Genomic DNA, 25575 nt, shown 5'->3' with positions numbered 1-25575 from the left:
TCTTTCACGACCAAAGCCAAGTTCCTTCACAAAGCCAAGCGCGTTCCGTTCCGCACGCCGGCCGCTCATGTCGCTGAGTCAAGCCGTTGTTTCATTTCGTCAAGCAAGCGGTCAAACAGCGGGATATAGTGTGTACGGATGCGTTCGTAAATGTCCATCGCCGTTTCTTCGTCATACGTATGGGACGTCCGGTTGCGGTCTTCGAGCATGCGAAGCCATGTCTCTCCGTCTTGAATCAACCCTTCCCGAAACGCCTCGCGAATCGTTTTCCTCGGACTCGTCACTTCAGAGTATCCCTGATGCTCCAAATAAAGTTTCATCCATTTCCATGCTAGTTCGTACGTGAATTCAAAGCGTTGAATGGTCGCATCAACAACAAGGTCATCCGTTTGAGCGTCTCTTGCGGCACTTTGCCGGAGTTTGGAGAGCGCCCGTTCGAAATCGTAAAATCGATCCATCAGCCGGCTCATTGTAACCATCACCTTCCCGTGCTCGTTCGTTTGAAAAATCGTCTTTCCTTCTTGGTCAATATTCATTTTTAGCTGTTCGTTGTGAATTTGATTGTAATCAACAACATCGATCGGATAAATGATCGGAAGTTCATCCAAGTCCGATTGCAGGAGGTACAGCGGGCCTCCCGGTTTTCGAAATTGGATCGCCAAATCGATATCCGATCCTTCCTTGTAATCGCCTCGTGCTCTTGAGCCGAACAAAATGACTTTTTCAATGACATCAGCATAACGGGAAAATAGATGGAGCAGTTGGCGAAATACCGTTCGTTCCAATCCATAGAGCGGTTTCTCGTCCATCGTCGCCATCACTCATTTCGGTCTAGTTTTTCCTCTATTATACCATATACGAGAGCCGCTCCATGTATAAATCCGCCGCCATTGGCAAACGATAACGGTGTACAATACGGCCAATGAGGTGAGACAAATGGATTTGAACTTGCGGGAAGCCATTATGCACAACGTAGCCAACAACTCGAAAGAGCAGCTGGAACATACGATCGAAGATGCGATCCAACGAGGCGAGGAAAAATATTTGCCCGGCCTCGGTGTCCTCTTTGAAGCCATTTGGACGCATGCCAATGAGCAGCAAAAAGACATGATGCTCACAACACTCGAGCAGGCGGTTAAACAATGACGAACACCGGCCGAATCGGCCGGTGTTTTTATTCGTCAAACGTCAGTTGTTTCACTTTGTCGGCGTCAAGCCGTTTGATCACCTCAACAAGCAGCTTGACCGTGTTTTCGTAGTCGTCACGGTGCAAAATGGCGGCGTGCGAGTGGATGTAGCGCGTCGGGATGGCAATCGTGAGCGACGGAACGCCGATGCCGGTTAAGTGAATCGCTCCCGCGTCCGTACCGCCGCCTGGCATGGCATCAAAATGGTACGGAATGTTGAGCTCTTCCGCCACTTCGATGACAAATTCGCGCAAGCCGCGGTGCGACACCATCGTTGCGTCGTACAAGACGATGTGCGGGCCGGCGCCGAGTTTGCCCATCGCTTCTTTTTCCGACACGCCCGGTGTGTCGCCGGCAATGCCGACGTCAACAGCAAACGCGATATCCGGCTGAATGAACTGGGCCGCTGTGCGCGCGCCGCGCAAGCCGACTTCTTCCTGCACCGTGCCGACGCCGTATACCGTGTTTGGATGGTCGACGCCTTTCAGCTGCTTGAGCACATCGATGGCGACCGCACAGCCGATCCGGTTGTCCCATGCTTTCGCGAGCAGCATTTTTTCATTGTTCAATACCGTAAATTCAAAATACGGCACGATCATATCGCCCGGGCGGACGCCCCACTCCATCGCTTCCTCGCGGCTTGTCGCGCCGATGTCGATGAACATATCTTTGATTTCCACCGGTTTTTTGCGCGCCTCCGGCGGCAGAATGTGCGGCGGCTTCGAACCGATGACGCCGGTGATGTCGCCTTTTTTCGTCACGATCGTCACGCGCTGGGCGAGCATCACTTGGCTCCACCATCCGCCAAGCGTTTGGAAGCGGATGAATCCTTTGTCGTCGATTTGCGTCACCATAAAGCCGACTTCATCCAAATGGCCGGCGATCATCACTTTCGGCCCGCCCGATTTCCCTTCTTTTTTGGCAATCAAGCTGCCGAGGCCATCCGTTGTCACTTCATCCGCATACGGAGCTATGTATGTCTTCATCACATCGCGCGCTTCCCGCTCATTGCCCGGGACGCCTTTCGCATCGGTCAGCGCTTTCAGCATCGTCAACGTTTCGTCCAACTTCGCCATCTTGGCACCCCTTTCCGGTTTTGTCCACTTTTTTATTATACTTGAAAAGGCTGACGATTGGCAAAATGAATCATTCGCCACCCGAAAAAAAGATCAATAGCGCTCGTTTTGCCGCTTGTGGTTCACTTCATTTTTCCGCCGATACGCCGCCTCGATGTCGTCGGAAGAAAAACCGAGCGCCACGCCAAGCCGCCAATACTCCGCAAACAGCGCATCATATTCCCCTCGCGCTCTCGTCTCCCCGAACCGCTCGGCGGCGCGAAACACGGCAAGAAACTGCTCGACAAGCGGCCGTCCCGCCGACGGAGCTTCGTTTTCTTCATAAAACAAGCCGCACTCCAGCCCGAGCGACAATAAAAAATGCAAGCCGTCAACATATTCCTCAAGCACTCGCTCGGCTGGCGCGGGCGGTTTGATGCTCCAAAATTTAAAGCAACGCGTCTCATTCGCGAGTTCACCCAGCTCCACAAGAAAGGCGAGCTGCTTGCGGGCAAACAAATCTTCCTCCATCAAGCCATGCTCCGTTTCAATGCGCCGATCCAACATGCGCTGCATATCGTAAAGCAAAGGCCAATTCATTCTCTCCTCCCCTTTCTACCTCATCCATCGCCAATAGAGAAACAGCTCCACCGCTGCCAACAGCGGCAAACCATAGCGAAACGTCCGATGGCGCGTTTTATGACGAAACGTGTACATGCCCGCCATTGCCCCCAGAGCTCCACCCAACCACGCCAGCAGCCAAAGCGTCCGCTCGGCGGTGCGAAAGCGGCGGCGCTTCGCCTTGTATTTGTCGACCCCCATCACGAAAAAAGCGAGAAGGTTGATCGCTATCCCGTATTGTACCATATCGATCCCTTTCCTTGATAAGAAAATGGCCACCCTGATCAAGGATGGCCATCGTTGTTATTTATTCAAATTCGCTTTCGCCAAGTCGGCGAGTTGGGCGAACGCGGCTTGATCGTTCACCGCCAAGTCGGCGAGCATTTTCCGGTTCACTTCCACGCCGGCCAGCTTCAAGCCGTGCATCAAACGGCTGTACGACAAGCCATTTTGGCGAGCCGCCGCGTTGATGCGGACAATCCACAGTTTGCGGAAGTCGCGCTTCCGTTGACGGCGGTCGCGATACGCATACATGAGCGATTTCATCACTTGTTGGTTCGCGACTCTATATAATGCGTGTTTCGCGCCGAAATAGCCTTTTGCGAGTTTTAACACTTTTTTGCGACGTCTGCGCGTCACTGGTCCACCTTTTACGCGTGGCATAATCGTTCCCTCCTATAGTCGGTCGTTATTTCAAGTTGTCAAGCATTTGGCGGATGCGTTTGAAATCGCCAGGCGAGACAAGCGTCGCTTTGCGGAGATGACGCTTTTGTTTTTTCGTTTTATTGGCAAACAAGTGGCTCGTATAGGCATGACCGCGTTTTAATTTGCCGCTGGCCGTTTTTTTGAACCGTTTCGCCGAGCCGCGGTGAGTTTTCATTTTTGGCATCGCAGGTTCCTCCTTACTTGTTGTCGTTTTTCGGTGCGAGCACTAAAAACATGTTGCGCCCGTCCATTTTCGGCGCCGTTTCGACAACGGCAATGTCGGCGCACGCTTCCGAGAAGCGGTCAAGGACGCGTTGCCCAATTTCTTTATGGGTGATCGCCCGACCTTTAAAGCGGATCGTCGCCTTCACTTTATCGCCTTTTTCCAAAAACTTGCGCGCATTGCGCAGCTTCGTGTTGAAGTCATGCTCCTCGATCGTCGGGCTGAGGCGCACCTCTTTGACGTTGATCACTTTTTGTTTTTTGCGCGCTTCTTTCTCTTTCTTCTGCTGCTCGAAGCGGAATTTGCCGTAGTCCATGATGCGGCAAACGGGCGGTTTGGCGTTCGGCGCGACAAGCACAAGATCCAAGTTGCGTCTTGCCGCAATCTCAAGCGCCTCCTGCCTCGACTTGATGCCAAGCTGTTCGCCGTTTTGGTCGATCAAGCGCACTTCACGGGCACGAATTTGTTCGTTGATAATAAAATCTTTGCTAATAATGAGCCACCTCCAAGGTTTTTTCCGACTGGCTTGTTTGCCAGCAGAGCCCCACTTCCAGCCCAAAAAAAAGCGCAGATGCACAAAGCACCCGCGCAGTACGTCCTCACACTCGCATTGACGAACCGTAACAACCTGCCAACAGCCGTCTTGGCGTCGGTCAGGTGAGAAGCGGGGTGCTTCTGCTTTTGTTACAAACAAGCAATCATTCCACTTTATACACTATACCACCTTGGCGATGGCATGTCAAGGAGCGGATCTTGATAAACACAACGTCCTTTATTATAGCGGATCAACATTCAATTGGCAAGAGAAAATCTTGTTCACGCCGCCATTTCTTTGAAAAACCGCCCATGACATGGGCCATCGCCACCGTTGCTTCCTTGTAGCGCTTGAACGTTTATGTCGCCTGTCAACGGTTTATTGCGCTTTCCCTAATCTTGTCCGTTTTTCCCGCACATCGTCAGCGAGCAAGGCCATAAACTTGTCAAGCCCCATCGTCCGGCTTTCTTTTTCTCCATAGCGGCGGACGTTGACCGCTCGCTCAGACACTTCTTTATCGCCGACAACGAGCATGTACGGGATTTTTTGCATTTGCGCTTCGCGGATTTTATAGCCGATTTTTTCGTCGCGCTCGTCGACTTCGACGCGGAAGCCGCGTTCTTTCAGCGTCCGTTGCACGTCATACGCGTAATCGAGATGCGCCTCCGGCGACACGGGGATCACTTTGACTTGAACCGGGGCGAGCCATGTCGGAAACGCGCCTTTATACTCCTCGATGAGGAACGCGACAAACCGCTCCATCGTCGAGACGACGCCGCGATGGATGACGACCGGACGATGCGGCTTCCCATCCTCGCCAATGTATGTCAAATCAAAGCGCTCGGGCAACAGGAAGTCAAGCTGCACCGTCGAGAGCGTCTCGTCTTTGCCAAGCGCCGTGCGCACTTGCACATCGAGCTTCGGCCCGTAAAACGCCGCTTCCCCTTCCGCTTCGTAGTAATCGAGGTCGAGCTCGTCCATGGCTTCCCGCAGCATGCGTTGCGCTTTTTCCCACATTTCATCGTCATCATAATATTTTTCTTTGTCATGCGGATCGCGGTAAGACAAGCGGAACGAGTATTCCTCAATGCCGAAATCCTTATAGACTTCCAAAATCAAGTTGACGACGCGCTTGAACTCGTCTTTGATTTGGTCCGGGCGCACGAAAATGTGGGCGTCGTTGAGCGTCATGCCGCGGACGCGCTGCAGGCCGGTAAGCGCTCCAGACATTTCATAGCGGTGCATCGTGCCGAGCTCGGCGATGCGGATCGGCAGCTCGCGGTAGCTGTGCAGCTTGCTTTTGTAAATCATCATATGGTGCGGGCAGTTCATCGGACGAAGCACAAGTTCTTCGTTGTCCATCTCCATCGGCGGGAACATGTTTTCTTTGTAATGGTCCCAATGGCCCGATGTCTTGTACAGCTCGACGCTGCCGAGCACCGGTGTGTAGACATGATCGTATCCGAGCGCCACTTCTTTGTCGACGATGTACCGTTCGATAATGCGGCGGATCGTCGCTCCTTTCGGCAGCCATAGCGGCAAGCCTTGTCCGACTTGTTGCGATGTCGTAAACAGCTCAAGCTCTTTGCCGAGCTTCCGGTGGTCGCGCTCTTTCGCTTCTTCAAGCAGGCGCAAATAACGATCCAAGTCTTCCTTTTTGAAAAAGGCCGTGCCGTAGATGCGCTGCAGCATTTTGTTGTTGCTGTCGCCGCGCCAGTAGGCCCCCGAGATGCTGAGCAGCTTGAACTCTTTGATTTTTCCAGTCGACGGCACGTGCACACCGCGGCAAAGGTCGAAAAACTCGCCTTGCTCATAAATCGAAATCGGCTCGCCTTCCGGAATATCGGCGATCAACTCGAGCTTCAACTCATCGCCGATTTCTTCATACAGCCGGATGGCTTCTTCGCGGCTCATTTCTTTGCGGACGATGTCCAAATTTTCTTTGACAATCTTGCGCATTTCCGCTTCGATTTTCGGGAGGTCGTCTGGCGTCAGTTTATGCTCCATGTCGATATCATAGTAAAAGCCGTTTTCAATGACCGGACCGACGCCGAGCTTGACGTTGCCATACATCCGCTTGATCGCCTGCGCCATTAAGTGGGCGGTGCTATGGCGCAAAATGTCAAGCGCCTCCGGCATGTCTTGGGTAATGATGACAAGCTCGCCATCTTCGTGAAGCGGCGTGCGCAAATCAACGAACCGGCCGTTCAGTTTGCCGGCGATCGCTTTTTTCTTCAGCCCCGGGCTGATCGAGGCAGCGATGTCTTCCGTCGTCGTCCCCTTCGGAAACTCCTTTTCCGCCCCATCTGGGAACGTGATGCGAATGACGTCTGGCATCGGCAATCACTCCTTTGTCATGATGATGAAAATGGAAAAATAAAAAAACTCCTCCCTCCTAAAGGGACGAGTTTTCATCGTGGTTCCACCCTTCTTCCCATGGCAGCGCCTTGCCATGCCATGGCTCAACAAGAATAACGGTCGTCCACCGGCGGCAACTACTGGGCGTTGCGTTCGCTGCCGCAGCTCTGAGGGGGTAAGCGCATTTTTCGTGTTAGGAAGGTTCCAGCCGCTGCCTTCCCTCTCTGGAAACCGTAAAAATGCACCCATGTCCTCGTCATCGCTTGTATTCATCCATATTCATGACGACATTATAGCGAAAACAGCAGGAAAAATCAAGCTTCTCCCCCATTTCCAGCGTTGGCGGCAAACAAGCGGGAAAAATCGGCGCGGCGGCAGACGATCAGCCGTTCTTGAAACACGTTTTGCAGTGTCTGCACCATGCCGTCATCCGGATGATCGGTGTACAGCTCAATTTCCGCCGGAGCGAGCGAGACAAGCGGAGCGAGCACCGATGCATCAATATACATCGGCTGGCTGAAGACGAGATGGCGGTCGATCAACTGTCTCACTTCCGCCGCCGACAGCTCCCGCCGCTCGCTGTCGTAAAATACGAAGTGCGGCGGATCGTGCACCAAATACAGGCGCGGCCATTGCGGCGTCCGGCCAGCCAGGCAGTCGCGCAGCATTTGCACAAAATTTTGATACTCCTGCTCCAGCTTGTATTCATCAATCGCCAGCTCGACATAATGTTGGAGGCGCTCCATATACGGCTTTAACCGGAACGTAACGAACGAAGAAAACGAAAATGACAAGCCGTCGCGCAAAAAGGAGGCAAAAGCGTCGCGCAACATCACGGTGCGCGAGGCGGCAAACGCCGCGCTTTTCCGGTAATCGCGCCGCTCGCCGTCCAAAAACGAATGAGCGAGGGCCAAAATTTGCTGCTGTTCTTCGACGTCGCGGAAATAAAAAACATTGGCAATGATGGATAGCAGCAGCCGGTCTTCCATCACCTCCTGCATAAACGCCGTCATCGCTGGGATGATATGCTCCTCAAGCACACGCTTCTCCTCGCCCTGTATGTAAACCGCCACGGTTTTGTTCCCGTCATAAGCAGCATGAAACAGCGGACCGTCATCCGGTTGCCGGTGATCTAGCAGCCCAACCAATTTTTCCGCCTCGCTTGCCTCGTCAAAATGGATTTCGATCACCCGCTGTCCCCCCTTTAGCCCGAAAGGAATGCTCGGTTTATATATATGGGGACAACGGGCTGTTTAGACTAAAAAACCACAAAGCTTAGCGGCGTTCATTGTTCGAGGAGAGGATGCCCCAAAAGGATCGGGACACCCTTTCTTATTACCGTATACAGGCATAAAACAAATATGTTGTGTTTTGTTTAAGGGAAATTACCCTTTTGGGTCAGCCCCAGTCGGCAAACGAACCGCTTGCCGACTACGGCAGAAAAGCTAGAAACAGAACCTGCTCAACTAGTTTTTATGGGTTAATCAACACGCCTGTGCAAACGGCAACGTTTCAAATCGCCTTTATATATTTTGCTCACGGCGGTTCGGTCCAGTGATTTCAATCGGATAGGCCAAATAGCGGATTCGCTCCATAATGCGCGCCGCCTTCACCTTCTCTTCTTCGCCGCGCTGCGAATACGTCAAATGATGGGCGAGCTGCTGCATATCAAAGTTCGACGTAAAAAACGTCGGCAAGTTTTCAAACATCCGGTATTGCAAGATCGGGCCAAATACATCATCGCGCACCCAGCTTGACATCGCCTCCGCCCCAAGGTCATCGAGCATCAGCACCGGCACTTTTTTGATATAATCAAGCTTTTCGTTCATCGTCTGGTCTTGAAGCGAATGTTTCATCTCACGAAACAGCTCGGGCACGTAGACGATCAGCGACGAAACGTTTCGCTTCGCCAGCTCGTTGGCGATCGCGGCGAGCAAATACGTTTTGCCCACCCCAAACGATCCGTGCAAATACAAGCCTTTCATTTTTTTCCCTGGCTCGTATTCCGCCACAAACCGCTCGGCAAATCGGATCGCTTTGATCCGCCCATCGTCATTGAGATCGACGTCAGAGAGCGAAGCACGCAAGATTTCGCGCGGCATGAACATGCTTTGAATGAGCGACTCTTGCCGTTTTCGCTCGTCATGCTGCACTTTTTTTGGGCAGCGGTCGTACTCAACGTCGATCCTTCCACCGTTGACCACCAAATTTGGATGGTACCCCGGCAGCATGTTGTTGCATCGCTCAAGGCCCGGACATTGGCGGCAATTCCCGTGCTGCTCGATGAACTCATACAGCTTCATCAAGCTGCGGTCAACCGCATCGGCCGACAATTGCCGTTCGTGCGCCCGCAAAAACGGCTGCACGTCCGGATGCTCCAAAATGTAGCGTTTCATTTGTTCGTAGCGTTGTTTAAACCGTTGATTGCCAAGCAACCGCTGCAACAGGTGGTTTACTCGTTCCATGGCTTTTCCCTCTATGATTCATCACGGTATTTTTTCAGCCGTTCCTCAAGCTCTTTGCGCGCCTGTTCGACGTCAAAATCATCATCATCCGGCTGGCTGTAATCCATGTTCAGCCAGTCCGGGACGATTTCCGTGCGCACGACTTTGCGCACCGTCCGCGTCCCTTTTTCCTTTTCGTTCGCCCAGTTTTGGTATGTTTTCGCCTCTTCTTTCGCCAGTTCCATTGCTTCTTTCACGGTTTTCACCTTTTTGCGCGCCCAATGGCTGGCGATTTTTTCTACGTATTTTTTCGACAGCTTCATATTCGTCCGGAGCATGACATAATAAATGAGCACGTTGACAACTCCGGGGAGCAGCTGCTGCTGGAACATAATGTCTTCGATCAACTGCAAATCAGCAAGCGACGGCTCAGCGCCGCCTGAAATCTCTTTCAGCAGCTGGCGCGGGGAAATTGTTTCCAGCTGTTTCATTAGTTGCTCCTCTTTTGTGCGCGGTTCGATGTTTTCCATCGTCCGGTAGGCGAGCGGCTGCACTCGTTCGACGAGGCGCGGCTCGACACCGCCATGTTCGAGCTCATACCATTCGCGCGCCGCCCGGCGCAACGCGTCAATATCGATATGATAGGCCGGATCGATGACGCCAAGGACCAGTTTTTGCATCTCAAGCGGCGGAATGCCGTATAAAAACGCCAGCTTTTTAATCGCTTCCTTCACTTTCGCTGTCACAGCCCGGCGCGGCACAAGCTGCTTGGACAGGCCGGCAAAAAACAGCTCAAAGTCGAATACATCATCATCGAGCACATACGACGCCTCATCCCGCCTGATGTGATCCTTCCCTTCAAGCAGCTCGGGCCCGGCTTCTTCGCTGAGGCCGGCGACGATTTGTTCAGCGGGCACGGCCGAAAACACGTCGGAAAACGACCGCGTCACCTGGGTGAATTTCGTTTCATCAATGGAAGGACGGGCAAAAAAGTTGCTCAGCTGGATAAACAAGTGGCGGCCGACTTGCCGGTGCAAAAAAACGCTCAACATCTCGTCGCGGAAAAACTGGTCTGGCGCCAGCGGCGGACGCAGCTCATAAAGAAACAGCTTCGGTTCATCCGCCTCTGGAGCGTGGACGTATGTGTTGAGCAGCCCGATTCCTTCGAGTTTCAACCGTTCGCTGTAAATGTCCGGCAGTCCGCACTGCATGAGCGCCATAAGCCGATGATGGGTCGCTTCCTGGCCGTCAAGCAGCTCAAGCTCCCCCCAAAGCGTCATATAAAGCGCCAACGCCTGGCAGCCGATGAGCGGCTGGTAAAGCAGCGTCAGCACTTTACGGTCCACCTCTTGCAACACCCCACGGCTTTGCACGGTATAACGGTCGACAGCAATCAGCTCTTTCCAATGGTGCTGCATCGCTCCGACCTTCCATTCCGCCGTATTCGTTTCAAACCGGCTCTCCCCTTTCCTGCCGAAAAGACGTTGAAAAAAGGGCTTGCCGCCTAACGCCAAAGCCCTTTTTACCGTTGCCCTTTTTTGATCAGCTCTTTCAGTTCTTCAATGAACACATTAATATCTTTAAACTGCCGATAGACGGAAGCGAAGCGGACATAGGCGACCTCATCGATGTGTGACAGGCGCTCCATCACCATTTCGCCGATCGTTTCGCTTTTCACTTCCGAGACGCCTTGATTGCGCAGTTCGCGCTCAATTTCCTGCGTCACTTTTTCAAGCTCCTCGAGCGCCACCGGCCGCTTCTCGCACGCTTTGATCAAGCCGCGCAAAATTTTCTCCCGGCTGAATTCTTCGCGCGTTCCCTCTTTTTTCACAACAATCAGCGGCGGCTCCTCGATCCGCTCAAACGTCGTAAACCGATAATGGCACTGTTCGCACTCCCGCCGGCGGCGGATCGAACGACCCTCTTCAACCGGGCGCGAGTCAAGCACGCGCGTGCCTTGATGATGGCATGAAGGACATCGCATAACATCCACTCCGTTGATCTTCTTATTTTCTATCATACCGGAATGGACGAAAGCAGACAAGATATAGTTAGCTGTTCAGTCCGGAACCGATATAAGGCAGGCGGGCGTCGAGCTTCCGATACAAATCGAGAATGACCGCCCGGCTATGCCCAAAATCAAACGGCAATAGCTTCGTCTCCGTCGTCGCGGAAAAGTCGACCGCCGTTTCAAACGGCCGCACGGAAATGACGGTAGCGACGATGAACAACTTTTTGCCGCGCTTTGTTTGCGCACAAATTTCGCCGCGCTCTTCGGAAACAGAAACGAGCTCGGCGCCGGGCAGCGACGAGAGCAGCTCCTTGACCGCATCGATGACGGCGCGGTTCGTCGCTTTGTAATAATGGCTTCTTAGCTCTTCATCTTCATGATTTTCCCGCGTTTCACAATGGTTTGTGAAGGCGTATTTGAGTGTTTTCCACATGCTCATTGCCACGTCTCCCTAGTCATTCTTTTTCTTCCATCATACCATGATTTTCGCCGCTGTTGCACCGCCGAGGGCGCAAAAAAAGGAGCGTTTCGCTTACGCTCCTTTCGGTTTATCATTATCCAATTACAGCGCCTGCGCCTTTTTCACTTCGATCGGGCGCATGCCGCGCGGAAGTTCAATCGTTTCCCGCGTTTGCGCGCCCAGCATTTCGGCAATGTAATCGGCGGCAATCGTCGGGTCTAAATGGCCGCATGTATACACATCAATGCTCGCATAGCCGTGTTCGGGAAACGTGTGAATCGTCAAATGCGATTCCGAAATAATGACAACCCCGCTTACGCCTTGCGGAGCGAATTTATGGAACGCCACTTCGCGAATCTCCGCTCCCGACTTTAACGCGGCGTCAACGAACGTTTTTTCAATAAAATCAATATCATTCAGTTTGTCAAAGTCGCATCCCCAAAGTTCCGAGATAACGTGACGACCCATCGTGTCCATGAAAAGAATCCCCCTTTAACCAATTTTCTCAAACAAATAAAAAAACAGAAGGTGAGTTGCAAAATGGCATGTATAACTACCACGGGGGAAAGTTAGTCCTAAGAGGTCCTAACCCTTTAAGTAGTCACATTACCCTTGCCGTTAAGAAGTTCACGAGACATAGTATACTTTGTTTAGGGGGTTTTTGCAACAGGCTTTTTTAATTTTTTTTGCATAAAAAAGAGAAAAAGCGCCCACTCCCGCACCGTGGCCCGATCCGTTTGTGCGGATCGCAAAAGCCATAGCGCAGGCGGCGCGCTTCACATCGAACCGCTGTTACGCATTGACGCTGAGACGCTCATTCATTTTGGCCGCGACAAGATGGGCTAAATCAACGACGCGGCACGAATAGCCCCATTCATTGTCATACCAAGCGAGCACTTTCACTTTTCGCCCTTCCATCACCATCGTCGACAGGCCGTCGATAATCGCAGAATGCGGATTCGTATTGAAATCGATCGAGACAAGCGGCTCCATCGTGAAATCCAAGATGCCTTTCAATGGGCCGTTGGCAGCGCGGATCAGCGCCTCGTTCACCTCATCAACCGTCACATCGCGCTTCAAGTCGACGACCAAGTCGACGAGCGAGACGTTCGGCGTCGGGACGCGGAGCGCCATGCCATGAAGCTTCCCTTTTAAATGCGGCAGCACTAGGCCAAGCGCTTTCGCCGCTCCCGTTGTCGTCGGGATGATCGACTGCGCGCATGAGCGGGCGCGGCGCAAATCTTTATGCGGGTTGTCGATGTTTTTTTGGTCGTTCGTATACGCGTGAACCGTCGTCATCAGGCCGTTTTCAATCCCAAACGCTTCATCGAGCACTTTGACGACCGGAGCCAAACAGTTTGTCGTACACGAGGCGTTCGAAATGATGAAATGGCGGTCGATGTCAAGCATATGCTCGTTGACGCCAACAACGATCGTCACATCTTCATTTTTGCCCGGGGCGGTTAAAATGACGCGCTTCGCCCCTGCCTCAAGGTGAAGGCTCGCCTTTTCACGATCGTTGAATTTTCCGGTCGCTTCAATCACAATATCGATATCAAGCTCTTTCCACGGCAGCTGTTTCGGGTCGCGCGAGTTTAACAGCCTCACTTTTTTGCCGTTGACGAGCAGGCCGTCTTCCAAGGCGATGACCTCACCGTCAAATTTACCGTGGTTTGAGTCATATTTCACTAAATGGGCTAACGTTTCCGGCGGATAGCTGGCGTTCACCGCCACAATGTCGAGATCAGGGGAATTGATGGCGCGCCGGAACACCATCCGTCCGATTCGTCCGAAACCGTTAATCGCCACTTTCGCCTTCATTCACTTTGTTCTCCTCTCATATATGTTATACTATTTCCTTATATTTGTATAAATAGTATATCATATTTTTAGGAAATGTGGAGAACAAAATGACTGAAAGCGAACAAAAAAGACGCCTATTTTTCCAAGGCGTCCCATTGTTTCAAAATAGCCAACAGCTGACGGCGTGTCTCTTCCCTCGTTCCGTTATTGTTGATGACCGCATCGGCCCGCTTCATTTTTTCCGCCAGCGGCCATTGAGCGCGAATGCGGGCGCGCGCTTCTTCCTCAGTGAACCCGTTCCGCTCCATCAGCCGGCGAAGCTGGATGTCATCGTCAACATACACGACAAGTACTTTATCGACCCAGGATGTCAATCCGCTTTCAAATAAAAGCGGAATGTCCAATACGACCGTTTTCGCCCCGGAACGGACGAGCGCTTCTTTCTCCGCGAGCATTTTCTGACGCACCGCCGGGTGAACGATGGCGTTTAGCTTTTTCCGTTCTTCTTCGTCGTTGAACACGATCGCCCCGAGTTTCGCCCGATCGATCTCTCCATTTGTCTGCAAAATGCCCGGACCGAAGGCGGCGACAATCTGACGGTAGGCGTCTTCCCCCGGTCGGACGACGGCGCGCGCCGCTTCGTCAGCATCAATGACCGGAAGGCCGAGCTCGCGCATCATCGCGCTCACCGTGCTTTTGCCGCTGGCGATCCCGCCGGTCAATCCGATCGTCAACGTCATGGAACCTCTCTCCTTTTTACACGCCGCCTAGCGCTGGCAGCGCGGGCAATAATGCGTGCCGCGGCCGGCGACGACCGTTTTTTCAATCGGCGTGCCGCATCGTTTGCACGGATTGCCTTGGCGGCCATACACGTACAAATGATGTTGAAACGTGCCGGCCTCGCCTTGCGTGTTCACATACGTGCGCACCGTGCTTCCCCCTTTCATGACCGCCTCGCCGATCGTCGCCACCATTTCCTCATGCAGGCGCTCGATCTCTTTGCTGGAGAGAGAGGCGGCCGGCCGGCCGGGAAGAATGCCGGCGCGAAACAGCGATTCGTCGACATAAATATTGCCAAACCCAGCCACGACCGTCTGATCAAGGAGCAACGCTTTGACCGACCGTTTCGTTTTCACCGCCCGCTCCGCCAATACAGCTGGGGAAAACGCCGGGGAAAGCGGCTCCGGCCCAAGCTCAGCAAGCGGCGGCCGACGGTCAGCTTCTTCTTTGGCATAAACGTGCATCGTTCCGAACTTGCGCACGTCGCGGTAACGGAGTTCGCTGCCGTCCGTGAAGCAAAACACGACGTGCGTATGCGGTTCGAGCGGCTCGAGGGCAGAAGCAACGGCGTAGCGCCCTTCCATGCGCAAATGGGAAATGAGTGCATCGCGGTCGAGCAGGAATTTCAAAAACTTCCCTCTCCGTTCCAAACCACGCACCGTCTGTCCGATCATTCTTGCCGCAAACTCCTCGGGGTCTCGCGGATGGCGGATGATGTTCGGCCAAAAGATGCGCACATCCTCAATCGTTTTTCCGACAATAAGCGGCAAAAGCGTACGACGGATCGTTTCCACCTCCGGCAATTCCGGCATGGCGATCCCCCCTTTCCTCCGTTTTCCTGCATCGTTCCCGCCGACGCTTTCGCATTGACGCCGGTTCATCCGCCGAGAGAAAGATTCTCCATGGGGCGGCAGCTGTTTCGCTCCAATTCATCGAGTTGCAGCCGAGAATCGTCGCACCGAAAGATTCTGCCTAGAAGGCCGGTGAGAAACGCTGATTTTCGCAAAATCGGCCATGTTGGTTGAGAAGGACGACTCGATGTTCCAAGGCTTCTCAACTGGAGAAGAGTCGTTGTGAAACTGCTTTTTCATTCTATCACAGGCCTTCTTAAGGGTGCCGGCGATCCACACCAAGACTCCTTTTTATTTCGCGTCATACCATGTCGAGCCGTAATGGTAATCGACTTTGAGCGGCACGCGAAGTGTGACCGCTTGCTCCATCACTTCCGGAACGAGCCGGCACAGCCGCTCCATCTCTTCTTTCGGCGCCTCCAAAATGAGCTCGTCATGCACCTGCAGCAAAAGGCGCGCTTGCAGCCGCTCTTCCTTCAGTCTGGCGTTCAGATCGATCATCGCCTTTTTAATAATGTCAGCGGCGCTCCCTTGAATCGGCGTGTTCATCGCCATCCGTTCAGCAAAGCTGCGGACGTTGAAGTTGCGGCTCGTGATATCCGGCAAATAGCGGCGCCGATGCAGCAGCGTCGTCACATACCCTTTCTGTTTTGCTTCTTGCACAATGTTTTCCATATACCGCTTCACGCCAGGGAAGCTTTCGAAGTAGCGCTCGATGAATTCAGCGGCCTCTTTGCGTGAAATATTTAAGTTTTGCGCCAAGCCGTAATCACTGATCCCGTAAACGATCCCAAAGTTGACCGCCTTCGCCTGACGGCGCATGTTGGGCGTCACTTCGTCCTCGCTCACTTGGAAAATGTCCATCGCTGTTTTCGTATGGATATCCAAATCGCGGCGGAACGCTTCCATTAAATTGTCATCTTCCGCAATATGGGCGAGGACGCGCAACTCAATTTGCGAGTAGTCGGCAGCGAAAATGAGCCAATCAGACTCCGACGGCACGAACGCTTGGCGGATTTTCCGTCCTTCCTCAAGCCGAATCGGAATGTTTTGCAAGTTCGGCTCCGTCGAGCTGAGCCGTCCGGTTTGCGTCAACGCCTGATTGAAAATCGTATGCACCTTCTTTGTATCGGGTCGCACGACTTTCAGCAATCCTTCAATATACGTCGACTGCAACTTGCCAAGCTGGCGGTAATGCAAAATGTTTTCCACGATCTCGTGATAAGGCGCAAGTTTTTCAAGCACATCCGCCGAAGTGGAGTAGCCGGTTTTCGTTTTTTTCAAGACGGGCAGCTGCAGTTTTTCAAATAAAATGACGCCGAGCTGTTTCGGTGAATTGATGTTGAATTCTTGGCCGGCGAGCTCATAAATGCGCTGCTCGACCGTGCGCAGCTGCTCGGCGAGCTCTTCGCCCATCTGTTCGAGCCGCTTCGTATCCACTTTCACTCCGGCAAATTCCATTTCCGCCAAAATCGAAGACAACGGCTGCTCGAGCTCGACGAGCAACCGATCTTGTTCGTTGCGGCGCAGCTCATCCAAAAACGGCCGTTCGAGCGCCCAAATCGCCGCCGCCTTGCGGACCAAATGCTCGGCGAGCACTGGCTCATCCGGCACGGCCCGCTTCGCCCCTTTGCCATACACCGCTTCATCCGGGCGCACCGCTTCGTATTGCTTCATTTTTGCTGCGGCAGCCACATCATCAACACCTTGCGCCGGATCAAGCAAATAGGCGGCCAGCAATAAATCAAAGGAAACGCCGCATAGCTCAATTCCTTTCCATTTCAAGGCGACTGCCGCGCGCTTTGAGTCAAACATGCTTTTTTTCTTCGTTTCATCACCAAGCCAGGCGACAAACTGCGGATCGGCAAGCGCCGTCTCCGGGCGCAGGAAAAACCGTCCATGTTCGTTGACCACAGCGATGCCGACGATCGGCGCATCATGATAATTTTCCTCGACCACTTCAACGACAAGCGCCGCCTTGTCGGCAAGCATCTCCTCCGTCACGCGGTCAGCAAGCGTAAATGCCATCTTGGCAAGCGGTTTTTCCTCTTCTGATGACGGCGATTCCATTTTCTCTAAAAACGATTGAAACCCAAGCTCTTTAAATAAAGCGACCACTTTCTCCCGGTCTTCCCCTTGATAGACGATGTCATCAAGCGAGAGCTCGACCGGGGCGTCGCGGCGAATGGCGGCGAGCTTTTTGCTTAACAGCGCCATCTCCCGGTGTTGGCGCAGCGTTTCTTTCAACTTTTCGCCTTTGATCTCGTCAATGGAGGCAAGCACGTTTTCGACCGTGCCGAATTGCTTGAGCAGCTTGACCGCCGTCTTTTCCCCGATGCCCGGCACTCCGGGGATGTTGTCCGATTTGTCGCCCATCAATCCTTTCAAATCAACGATTTGTTCCGGAGTTAAGCCGTATTTTTCGCGGACCGTCTCCGGCGTGTACGGTTCGATATCGGTAATCCCTTTTTTCGTAATGTCCACCGTCACATGGGGGGAGGCGAGCTGGGTCAGATCGCGGTCGCCGGAAATGACTTTCACCTCAAACCCTTCCTGCTCAGCGCGGGCGGCAAGCGTTCCGATAATATCGTCCGCTTCGTAGTTCTCGAGTTCATAGGCGGGGATGCGATACGCCCTCAGCAGCTCGCGCAACAGCGGAAACTGCTCCGACAGCTCCGGTGGCGTCTGCTGGCGCCCACCTTTATACTCTTGAAACGCTTCATGCCGGAACGTCGTTTTCCCGGCGTCAAACGCGACAAGCATATGAGTTGGCTCTTCTTCCGCCAAAATTTTATTCAACATCATCGTAAACCCGTAGACGGCGTTCGTATGGATGCCTTTGTCGTTATGCAAAAGCGGCAAGGCGAAAAAGGCGCGGTACGCCACGCTGCTGCCGTCGATTAAAACAAGCTTTTTTTTCAATCTCATCCCTCCTCGGATGCTTCCTTGTCCTATTGTACCATGCCTGCGGCTTGCCTTGAACGCTCTCCCACCATGATGGGAGGCGCCGATTCATCCCGTGCTCACGCTCACGCTGAAAAATGGCAGGCTTCTCAGTTGGAGATGATAAAAAGAAGCCGGCTACCGCCCCGGCTTTGGAAAATGGATCGTGAACACGGTGCCGCGCCCCACTTTGCTCGCTACGGTAATATATCCATGGTGAGCCTCAACCAAATGTTTCACAATCGCCAGGCCCAACCCCGTTCCGCCGGAATCGCGGCTGCGCGCCTTGTCGACGCGGTAAAAACGCTCAAAAATGCGCGGGATTTCTTTTTCCTCAATGCCGATTCCGGTGTCTTTCACATGGATCAGCACTTCTTTCTTCGTCTCTTCCGCCTCGACAGCGACCCGTCCGTGCTCCGGCGTATACGTGATGGCGTTGGCGAGCAAGTTCAGCAAAATTTGCTTCATCCGATTTCTGTCACCGCGGATGACAAGCCCGGATGGCGATTCGATATGCAAATCAATTTGTTTTTCCGCCGCTTTTTGGCGAAACACAGCAGCCGCTTCGGCGATGACTTGAGCGATATCCACGTCTTCGAGTTGCAGCTGAAATCCGTGCTGCTCGATTTTCGACAAGTCCAACAGTTCCTCAACGAGCGTTTGCAGCCGTTCGCTTTCTTTTAAGATGATGGTCAAAAAATGTTCGAGCGCCGCTTCATCCTTCATAGCGCCATCCAATAGCGTTTCGGCGAATCCTTTGATGGACGTCACCGGCGTTTTCAATTCGTGCGAAACGTTGGCGACAAAGTCTTTGCGGATTTGCTCAAGGCGCTTCAGCTCCGTAATGTCATGAAACACGACGACAATCCCTTTCCATTCGGCGTTCGTGCCAATGATGGGAGCCCCGTATACATCGAAATGTTTCCGCTCGATGCCAATCGTCAGCCGCATATGCCGGCGCATCGTCGTTTCAGTGATGAAAATATCATCGATAAACCGGACGATGTCGCGGTGCGGCAGCACATCAGCGTACGGACGGTACAAACAATCCGACGGATCGAGATGAAACTGAGTCTGGAACGCCCGATTGATGAGAGAAATATGTCCGCGGTGGTCAATAAACAACAGGCCGCTGCCGACGTTTTCAATGAGCGTGTGAAGCCGATCGGTCTGAATTTCCCGCGCCCTGCTCATCTCCTGCAAATGGCGGGCCAGCCGATTGATCGAGCGCACAAGCATCCCGGCCTCGTTATATTCACCATCGGGCACACGGGCGGCGTAATTGCCTTTTTCCAGCTCAAACGCCACTTTCGTCGCTTCTTCAATCGGCTTCATATATTGATTGGCGATTTTCCAGACGAGGGCGATGATGACAACGAGCGCCATCCCGAGGCTGCTCGTGAGCACGCCCCAAATTTGCTCGTTTACTTTTTGGAGTGAGCTCGTCGGTGTGCTTAAAACGACGTACCCGCTCCGTTCACCGCGCTCGTACGGGACGATGTAGTAATAGACGTCGTTTGTTTTTTCAATCACGGAAAAGCGGGGAAACTGCTTTTTGCGCAAAATCGTGCGGACGATGCGCTCATGGTCTTTGTCGCTGATCGCTGCGACGCGACCGCTGTCAAACCGCACCCGTTCTTCTTTATCGAGCACGGTGATGCGGGACGACAGCTCATTCCCCATTTCCTGCAAATCGGCGCGGATTTGCTCGAGCGGTTCATTTTCAAGCAAAATCGCAAGCGCTTGGGCCTCTTTTTCCATCCGTTTGTTCATCGTCTCGGCGTAAAAATCTTTCAGCAATTGCCCGAGCAAAAGCCCGAGGGCGATCAACACCGTGGCGATGAGCGTCACGAGCCAAAACAAAAGGCGGGTGCGGAAGCTATTCATGCCGCTTCGGTTCCTCCAACTTGTAGCCAAGGCCGCGCACCGTTTTAATGTACATCGGTTTTTTCGTATCGGTTTCGATCTTCTCGCGCAAGTGGCTGATATGGACGTCGACAATGCGTGTATCGCCGGCAAACTCGTAGTTCCACACGGCGCTGAGCAGCTGGTCGCGCGTCAACACCCGCCCTTTATGGCGAGCCAAATAAAGGAGCAACTCAAACTCTTTCGGCGTCAGCTCAAGCGGCTTGCCGTCGATCGTTGCTTCATAGCGTTCCGGAAAAATTTCCAGATCGCCAACAACAAGCCGCTCGCTCGATTCAGCCGCCGGCTGAACGATCTCCGTGCGGCGCAAAATCGCCTTGACGCGGGCAATGACTTCGCGCGGGCTGAACGGCTTTGTCATATAGTCGTCGGCGCCAAGCTCAAGACCAAGCACTTTGTCAAATTCATCATCGCGAGCCGTCAACATTAAAATCGGCGTCATGATTTGCTGCTGGCGAAGCCGCTTGCACACATCAACGCCGTCAAGCTTCGGCAGCATCAAGTCCAAAATAATGAGCGCCGGCTGCTCGGACGCTACTTTCACGAGCGCCTCTTCGCCATCGTGAGCGGTCACGACGTGAAATCCGGCTTTCTCCAAATTGTACGACAACAGAGTCACAATCGGCTGTTCGTCATCGACAACTAAAATTTTTCGTCCCATGCCGCTCCTCCATCCCGTCCAATGGTTTCTGCCTTTATGATACCACAATTGACGCCTTGATTCGGACAAAAAAAAGAAAAAAGGGCGTTTTCCTGCGGACAGGTTGCCCTCGGAAAACTGCCCCTCGCGTTTGGCTGGCTTCCTTTGGCGGAAAGCGGCATGAAACTCCCCCTTTGTTTCGAAGTGGGGGACTGCTTTCAACATGAGGTCAAAAGTTCTCGAGCACCCGCCCGTCTAGGCGCGGCAACGTATGCGGCGGGCAGACAGACAGCGTTCCGTCAAGCACCGTCTCCGCACCACGCGTCGCCATGACGGACAACGTCACGCAATGGCCCGCCTCATCGACATCGGCGACTTCGAGCAAAAATTCGAGCGTTTCATAATGATAAACTGGGCGGAGAAAGCGAAGATCCTGCCGCGTAATGTAGCTGCCCGGGCCCGGCAAATATTTGGAAACCGCGGAAGTGATCATCCCCGTCAACATGACCGGCGGCACGACCGGTCTTCCAAACGGCGTCTGTGAAGCATAATCATGCTGGATATAGAGCGGATTGGCATCATCCGTCAGCCCAAGATAAAGAAGCAAGTCTTTGTCTTCGATGGCGGCTTGGAACACGAGCTTTTCCCCCGCTTGAATTTCCCCGATCCGTCTCCCGAGCTTTCGTTTTTTCAACATGTTCCCACCCCTTCGTTGTCTAGAAAGCGCTTTCATTGACTGTGGGCAAAAATCCGGGGCAATGCCCGAATTTTTGCCTCGCCGCTATTCCAGCATGCGCATGACATTTTTAACGGATTCGACGGATTTGGCGAGCGCCGCTTTTTCCTCTTCGGTCAGCTCGAGCTCGATCACTTTCTCGATGCCGTTGCCGCCGAGGATCGTCGGCACGCCCAAATAAATGCCTTCATAGCCGTATTCGCCTTCAAGGTAGGCGATCGCCGGCAAAATGCGGCGCTGGTCTTTCAAAATCGCTTCGACCATTTCGACAAGCGAGGCGGCCGGTGCGTAGTAGGCGCTGCCGTTGCCGAGCAGGTTGACGATTTCACCGCCGCCTTTGCGCGTCCGCTCAACGATGGCGTCCAAACGATCTTTCGGAATGAGTTTTTCGAGCGGAATGCCGCCGGCGTACGAGTAGCGGACGAGCGGCACCATGTCATCGCCATGGCCGCCTAAAACAAACCCAGTGACATCTTTTACCGAAATGTTCAGCTCCTCGGCGACGAACGTGCGGAAGCGCGCCGTATCCAAGACGCCCGACTGGCCGATGACGCGGTTTTTCGGGAATCCGGATTCCTTAAAGACCGTATACGTCATCGCATCGACCGGGTTCGTCAAGACGATGATGTAGCAGTTCGGCGAGTATTTGACGACTTCCTTCGTCACTTGCTTCATAATTTTTTGGTTCGTCGTCACCAAATCGTCGCGGCTCATGCCCGGCTTGCGGGCGATGCCTGCTGTGATGACGACGATGTCGGAATCGGCTGTGTCAGCGTAATCCGATGTGCCGATGATATTCGCGTCAAAGCCGAGCACCGGGCTTGCCTCGAGCATATCGAGCGCCTTCCCTTTCGTTGGGTTCTCAAGCTGCGGAATATCGACCAACACGACGTCGCCGAGCTCTTTTTGCGCCAAAAGGAACGCCGTCGTCGCCCCCGTGAATCCGGCGCCGATCACCGAGATTTTTTTCCGTTTCATCGCCATCGTTTGCCATCCCTTTCCTTCAAAGGTTAGTCCATATTGCGGATGAGCGCATCAGCAAATTCGGAGCATTTCACTTCCGTCGCCCCTTCCATCAGGCGGGCGAAGTCATACGTGACGATTTTCGCGGCGATGGTTTTCTCCATCGCTTTGATGATCAATTTCGCTGCTTCGTTCCAACCAAGATGCTCAAACATCATGACGCCCGAGAGAATGACGGACGACGGGTTGACTTTGTCAAGCCCTGCGTATTTCGGCGCCGTGCCGTGCGTCGCTTCGAAAATCGCGTGGCCGGTTTCGTAGTTGATGTTGGCCCCCGGCGCGATGCCGATGCCGCCGACTTGAGCGGCCAGCGCGTCGGAAATGTAGTCGCCGTTTAAGTTCATCGTCGCGATGACGTCAAATTCGCGCGGACGCGTCAAAATTTGTTGCAGGAAGATGTCGGCGATGACATCTTTGATAATGATTTTGCCGGACGCTTCCGCATCAGCAAGCGCTTTGTTCGCCGCTTCCTTGCCTTCCGTTTCAACGATTCGGTCGTATTGCGCCCACGTGAACACTTTGTCGGCGAATTCTTCCTCCGCCAATTCATAACCCCAGTTTTTAAACGCGCCTTCGGTGAATTTCATAATGTTTCCTTTATGAACGAGCGTCACCGACTTGCGGCCGTGTTCGATCGCGTAGTTGATCGCCGCGCGCACAAGCCGTTTCGTCCCTTGTTCGGAAATCGGTTTAATGCCGATGCCGGACGTTTCCGGGAAGCGGATTTTGCGCACGCCCATTTCGTTTTGCAAAAAGTCGATGACTTTTTTCACTTCCGGCGTGCCTTTGGCATATTCAATGCCAGCGTAGATGTCTTCCGTGTTTTCCCGGAAAATGACCATATCGGTGTCTTCCGGGCGTTTCACCGGCGACGGAACGCCTGGGAAGTAGCGAACCGGGCGCAAGCAGACAAACAGGTCGAGCTCTTGGCGGAGCGCTACGTTCAGCGAGCGGATGCCGCCGCCGACCGGCGTCGTCAACGGCCCTTTAATGGCGATTATGTATTCGCGGATCGTCTCAAGCGTTTCATCCGGAAGCCAGCTGCCCGTCAGCTTGTACGCTTTTTCACCAGCGAGCACTTCCTTCCAGACGATTTTTTTCTCACCTTTGTACGCTTTTTCCACCGCTGCTTCGAGCACGCGCGAAGCGGCCGCCCAAATGTCCGGGCCGGTTCCATCCCCCTCGATGAACGGAATGATCGGGTTGTTCGGAACGTTGAGCACACCATTTTGGACTGTAATTTTTTCTCCTTGCGTCACGAGCAAAACCCCCAATGCAGTTTTTTTATAAAAAGGCGTGAAGGCGCGCCTTCACCGCCTTGTCCACTTGTTTTAGCCGCGCTCGTCGATCGGCACGTACGCCCGCTTGCCTGGGCCGGTGTACTCAGCGCGCGGACGGATGAGACGGTTGTTGTCGTATTGTTCCAAGATGTGAGCCAACCATCCCGAGGTGCGGCTGACGGCAAAAATCGGCGTAAACAAATCATGATCGATTCCTAAACAATGGTAAACCGAGGCGGAATAAAAGTCAACGTTCGGCGGCAGCGCTTTTTCCGATGTGACGATTTCTTCAATCTTCGTCGACATTTCATACCAATGCGGCTCGCCGACGAGCTTCGTCAGTTTTTCCGACATTTTTTTCAAATGTTTGGCGCGCGGGTCGCCTTTTCGGTAAACGCGATGGCCAAAGCCCATAATTTTTTCTTTGTTGGCGAGCTTTCTGCGGATGTATGGCTCGACGTTGTCGACCGTGCCGATTTCCGTCAACATTTTCATCACCGCTTCGTTCGCCCCGCCGTGAAGCGGCCCTTTCAAGGCTCCGATCGCCGCCGTGATGCCGGAATAAATATCGGACAGCGTGGCTACGCAGACGCGCGCCGTGAACGTCGACGCGTTCAACTCGTGGTCGGCATGCAGCACGAGCGCCTTGTTGAACGCTTCCGTGGCGATGTCGTCTGGTTCTTTGCCGGTCAGCATGTACAAGAAATTGGCAGCAAAGCTCAAATCTTTGCGCGGCGCAACCGGTTCCAACCCTTTGCGCACGCGGGCGAAGGCGGTGACAATCGTCGGGATTTTCGCCTGCAGGCGAATGGCTTTCCGATAATTCGCCTCTTTCGTCATCACATCCGCCTCTTGGTCATACAAGCCGAGAAGCGATACCGCGGTGCGCAAAGCCGCCATCGGATGCACCTTGTCAATCGGATACAGCTTGAAGTGTTCAATGATTTCATTTGGAATTTCAGCGTTTTCCGCCAACTGTTTCTTTAATTCCTCAAGCTGCTCTTTCGTCGGCAGTTCGCGATGCCAAAGCAAATAAACGACTTCTTCGAAGGAAGCGTTTTCGGCTAAATCGTCAATGTCATAACCGACATACGTCAACGTGTCATCGATGATCGAACTGATGCTTGAAGTTGTGGCCACAACTCCCTCTAACCCACGGGTTACTGTCATGTTCAATCTCCCCTTCTCTTCATAAGTTCCGGCCATAACGACCGATGGCCGATGAGCGCTTGCTCGAAATGGAGGCAAAAACAAACGCGCGCGCGAAAGTGCTTACATGACGCCGGCGACAACCGCCCCGTCGCAACAGCTGCACAATGCTTGGCCGAAAACCCACTCACGTTTATTATTATAAACAATTATCAGACTTTTGTCAGCTGTCACACGTCAAAAGAAATGATGATCAGGAAGAAATCGATTCATCTCAAAACGGAGGATCCCACACACCGCCTGATGATCAAAAATATTCTACCATTTTGATGACCGTATAGGCAATGCCAGCGCCGATCAATGGACCAACCGCCACCCCATGAAACAGCGAAACCGCGAGGATGGTGCCGAATGCAAGCGCGGCGGTCATATGCGGGTCATTGGCAAGGAGCGTTACTCCATTTTTGGCGATCAAGGCGACAAAAATGCCAGATGCGAGCGCCACCCAGGCCGACAACGACTGCAGAGAGCCGACAAGCTGCCGAAAGCCGATCTCCCCAGAAGCGATGGGAGCGAGCACGGCGATCGTAATGACCGTCACTCCCCAGTTGATCCCTTTGGACTGAATGATCGGCAGCACTTTTTGATCCAAGCCGACAAGTTTGATGGCCAACAGCACAACGACGGCGACAATAAGCGACTTGTTTTTCGCAAGAAAGCCGAGCGCAAGCAACAACAATAAAAACAACACCGGTTCGTTCACGGTCGTCCGTCCTTTCCTATGAAACTTGTCTTTTTGCTTCCCCGTAAGAAAACGTGTAATATATCAATATGGAACGTCGTTG

General features: G+C 53.3%; 26 protein-coding genes and 2 other annotated features. Of the genes, 1 reads left to right on the top strand and 25 read right to left on the bottom strand.

The window, feature by feature from the left end; translation table 11 throughout:
• Positions 1 to 65 precede the first annotated feature (65 nt).
• The gene (locus CD000_RS01755; RefSeq protein ID WP_096226216.1) at positions 66 to 809 is read right to left on the bottom strand and encodes an HI0074 family nucleotidyltransferase substrate-binding subunit; all 744 of its coding nucleotides are present in this window, start codon (positions 807 to 809) and stop codon (positions 66 to 68) included.
• 127 nt (positions 810 to 936) lie between these two features.
• On the opposite strand from CD000_RS01755, the gene sspI reads away from it, so the two are divergent.
• Positions 937 to 1146, top strand: coding sequence for a small acid-soluble spore protein SspI (gene sspI, locus CD000_RS01750; RefSeq protein ID WP_013524294.1), 210 nt, complete (start codon positions 937 to 939; stop codon positions 1144 to 1146).
• A gap of 28 nt (positions 1147 to 1174) precedes the next feature.
• Here sspI and CD000_RS01745 read toward each other — a convergent pair whose 3' ends face one another.
• From CD000_RS01745 to CD000_RS01630, 24 genes are all read right to left on the bottom strand, one after another.
• On the bottom strand, positions 1175 to 2263 hold the full coding sequence (locus tag CD000_RS01745) for a M42 family metallopeptidase (protein ID WP_011232187.1): 1089 nt from the start codon (positions 2261 to 2263) through the stop codon (positions 1175 to 1177).
• 93 nt (positions 2264 to 2356) lie between these two features.
• A complete protein-coding gene (locus CD000_RS01740; protein WP_011232188.1) occupies positions 2357 to 2842 on the bottom strand; it encodes a dUTP diphosphatase in 486 nt (161 codons plus the stop codon).
• Between the two features lie 15 nt (positions 2843 to 2857).
• Positions 2858 to 3109 carry a DUF1294 domain-containing protein gene (locus tag CD000_RS01735; protein ID WP_047758142.1) on the bottom strand — a complete coding sequence of 84 codons (252 nt, stop codon included), beginning with the start codon at positions 3107 to 3109 and terminating at the stop codon, positions 2858 to 2860.
• Between the two features lie 57 nt (positions 3110 to 3166).
• On the bottom strand, positions 3167 to 3526 hold the full coding sequence (rplT, locus tag CD000_RS01730) for a 50S ribosomal protein L20 (RefSeq protein WP_011232190.1): 360 nt from the start codon (positions 3524 to 3526) through the stop codon (positions 3167 to 3169).
• Between the two features lie 25 nt (positions 3527 to 3551).
• On the bottom strand, positions 3552 to 3752 hold the full coding sequence (gene rpmI, locus CD000_RS01725) for a 50S ribosomal protein L35 (protein ID WP_011232191.1): 201 nt from the start codon (positions 3750 to 3752) through the stop codon (positions 3552 to 3554).
• A gap of 13 nt (positions 3753 to 3765) precedes the next feature.
• Positions 3766 to 4350, bottom strand: coding sequence for a translation initiation factor IF-3 (gene infC, locus CD000_RS01720; protein ID WP_096226215.1), 585 nt, complete (start codon positions 4348 to 4350; stop codon positions 3766 to 3768).
• Positions 4345 to 4478: a sequence feature (ribosomal protein L20 leader region), on the bottom strand. Its footprint overlaps the gene before it by 6 nt.
• A gap of 226 nt (positions 4479 to 4704) precedes the next feature.
• A complete protein-coding gene (thrS, locus tag CD000_RS01715; protein WP_096224737.1) occupies positions 4705 to 6663 on the bottom strand; it encodes a threonine--tRNA ligase in 1959 nt (652 codons plus the stop codon).
• Between the two features lie 59 nt (positions 6664 to 6722).
• Positions 6723 to 6953 (bottom strand) — a binding site (T-box leader).
• Between the two features lie 45 nt (positions 6954 to 6998).
• On the bottom strand, positions 6999 to 7874 hold the full coding sequence (ytxC, locus tag CD000_RS01710; RefSeq protein ID WP_011232194.1) for a putative sporulation protein YtxC: 876 nt from the start codon (positions 7872 to 7874) through the stop codon (positions 6999 to 7001).
• 333 nt (positions 7875 to 8207) lie between these two features.
• Positions 8208 to 9149, bottom strand: coding sequence for a primosomal protein DnaI (dnaI, locus tag CD000_RS01705; RefSeq protein ID WP_013144524.1), 942 nt, complete (start codon positions 9147 to 9149; stop codon positions 8208 to 8210).
• 11 nt (positions 9150 to 9160) lie between these two features.
• Positions 9161 to 10546, bottom strand: a complete 1386-nt coding sequence (locus tag CD000_RS01700; RefSeq protein ID WP_096226214.1) for a replication initiation and membrane attachment family protein — start codon at positions 10544 to 10546, stop codon at positions 9161 to 9163.
• A gap of 104 nt (positions 10547 to 10650) precedes the next feature.
• Positions 10651 to 11112 (bottom strand): transcriptional regulator NrdR, encoded by a 462-nt coding sequence (gene nrdR / locus CD000_RS01695; RefSeq protein ID WP_013144522.1) that lies wholly within the window; start codon positions 11110 to 11112, stop codon positions 10651 to 10653.
• A 67-nt stretch (positions 11113 to 11179) separates the two neighbouring features.
• A complete protein-coding gene (locus tag CD000_RS01690) occupies positions 11180 to 11578 on the bottom strand; it encodes an aminotransferase class IV (RefSeq protein WP_014196515.1) in 399 nt (132 codons plus the stop codon).
• Positions 11579 to 11701: 123 nt separating this feature from the next.
• Positions 11702 to 12076, bottom strand: coding sequence for an adenosylmethionine decarboxylase (speD, locus tag CD000_RS01685; RefSeq protein ID WP_011232199.1), 375 nt, complete (start codon positions 12074 to 12076; stop codon positions 11702 to 11704).
• 315 nt (positions 12077 to 12391) lie between these two features.
• Positions 12392 to 13420 carry a glyceraldehyde-3-phosphate dehydrogenase gene (locus CD000_RS01680; RefSeq protein WP_011232200.1) on the bottom strand — a complete coding sequence of 343 codons (1029 nt, stop codon included), beginning with the start codon at positions 13418 to 13420 and terminating at the stop codon, positions 12392 to 12394.
• A 116-nt stretch (positions 13421 to 13536) separates the two neighbouring features.
• On the bottom strand, positions 13537 to 14142 hold the full coding sequence (coaE, locus tag CD000_RS01675) for a dephospho-CoA kinase (RefSeq protein WP_014196518.1): 606 nt from the start codon (positions 14140 to 14142) through the stop codon (positions 13537 to 13539).
• A gap of 27 nt (positions 14143 to 14169) precedes the next feature.
• The gene (gene mutM / locus CD000_RS01670; RefSeq protein ID WP_015375584.1) at positions 14170 to 14994 is read right to left on the bottom strand and encodes a DNA-formamidopyrimidine glycosylase; all 825 of its coding nucleotides are present in this window, start codon (positions 14992 to 14994) and stop codon (positions 14170 to 14172) included.
• 330 nt (positions 14995 to 15324) lie between these two features.
• Positions 15325 to 17961, bottom strand: a complete 2637-nt coding sequence (gene polA / locus CD000_RS01665) for a DNA polymerase I (RefSeq protein ID WP_020278097.1) — start codon at positions 17959 to 17961, stop codon at positions 15325 to 15327.
• Between the two features lie 153 nt (positions 17962 to 18114).
• On the bottom strand, positions 18115 to 19863 hold the full coding sequence (gene pnpS / locus CD000_RS01660; RefSeq protein WP_096224736.1) for a two-component system histidine kinase PnpS: 1749 nt from the start codon (positions 19861 to 19863) through the stop codon (positions 18115 to 18117).
• Positions 19856 to 20563 (bottom strand): response regulator transcription factor, encoded by a 708-nt coding sequence (locus tag CD000_RS01655; protein WP_014196523.1) that lies wholly within the window; start codon positions 20561 to 20563, stop codon positions 19856 to 19858. Before CD000_RS01655 ends, pnpS begins: the two co-directional genes overlap by 8 nt.
• Positions 20564 to 20771: 208 nt before the next feature.
• On the bottom strand, positions 20772 to 21239 hold the full coding sequence (locus tag CD000_RS01650) for a MaoC/PaaZ C-terminal domain-containing protein (RefSeq protein ID WP_096224735.1): 468 nt from the start codon (positions 21237 to 21239) through the stop codon (positions 20772 to 20774).
• An 84-nt stretch (positions 21240 to 21323) separates the two neighbouring features.
• On the bottom strand, positions 21324 to 22262 hold the full coding sequence (gene mdh / locus CD000_RS01645) for a malate dehydrogenase (RefSeq protein ID WP_013524302.1): 939 nt from the start codon (positions 22260 to 22262) through the stop codon (positions 21324 to 21326).
• Between the two features lie 26 nt (positions 22263 to 22288).
• Positions 22289 to 23560, bottom strand: coding sequence for an NADP-dependent isocitrate dehydrogenase (gene icd / locus CD000_RS01640; RefSeq protein WP_011232209.1), 1272 nt, complete (start codon positions 23558 to 23560; stop codon positions 22289 to 22291).
• Positions 23561 to 23632: 72 nt separating this feature from the next.
• Positions 23633 to 24751 (bottom strand): citrate synthase, encoded by a 1119-nt coding sequence (citZ, locus tag CD000_RS01635; protein ID WP_096224734.1) that lies wholly within the window; start codon positions 24749 to 24751, stop codon positions 23633 to 23635.
• A gap of 286 nt (positions 24752 to 25037) precedes the next feature.
• Positions 25038 to 25493: a DUF441 domain-containing protein gene (locus CD000_RS01630; RefSeq protein ID WP_021322131.1), complete on the bottom strand. Its 456-nt coding sequence runs from the start codon at positions 25491 to 25493 to the stop codon at positions 25038 to 25040.
• Between the last annotated feature and the right edge of the window lie 82 nt (positions 25494 to 25575).

It is taken from the genome of Geobacillus sp. FJAT-46040 (assembly GCF_002335725.1).
GTDB lineage: Bacteria > Bacillota > Bacilli > Bacillales > Anoxybacillaceae > Geobacillus > Geobacillus thermoleovorans.
Note: the sequence above shows the minus strand (reverse complement) of the source record. Positions and strands in the feature narration are given on the sequence as shown.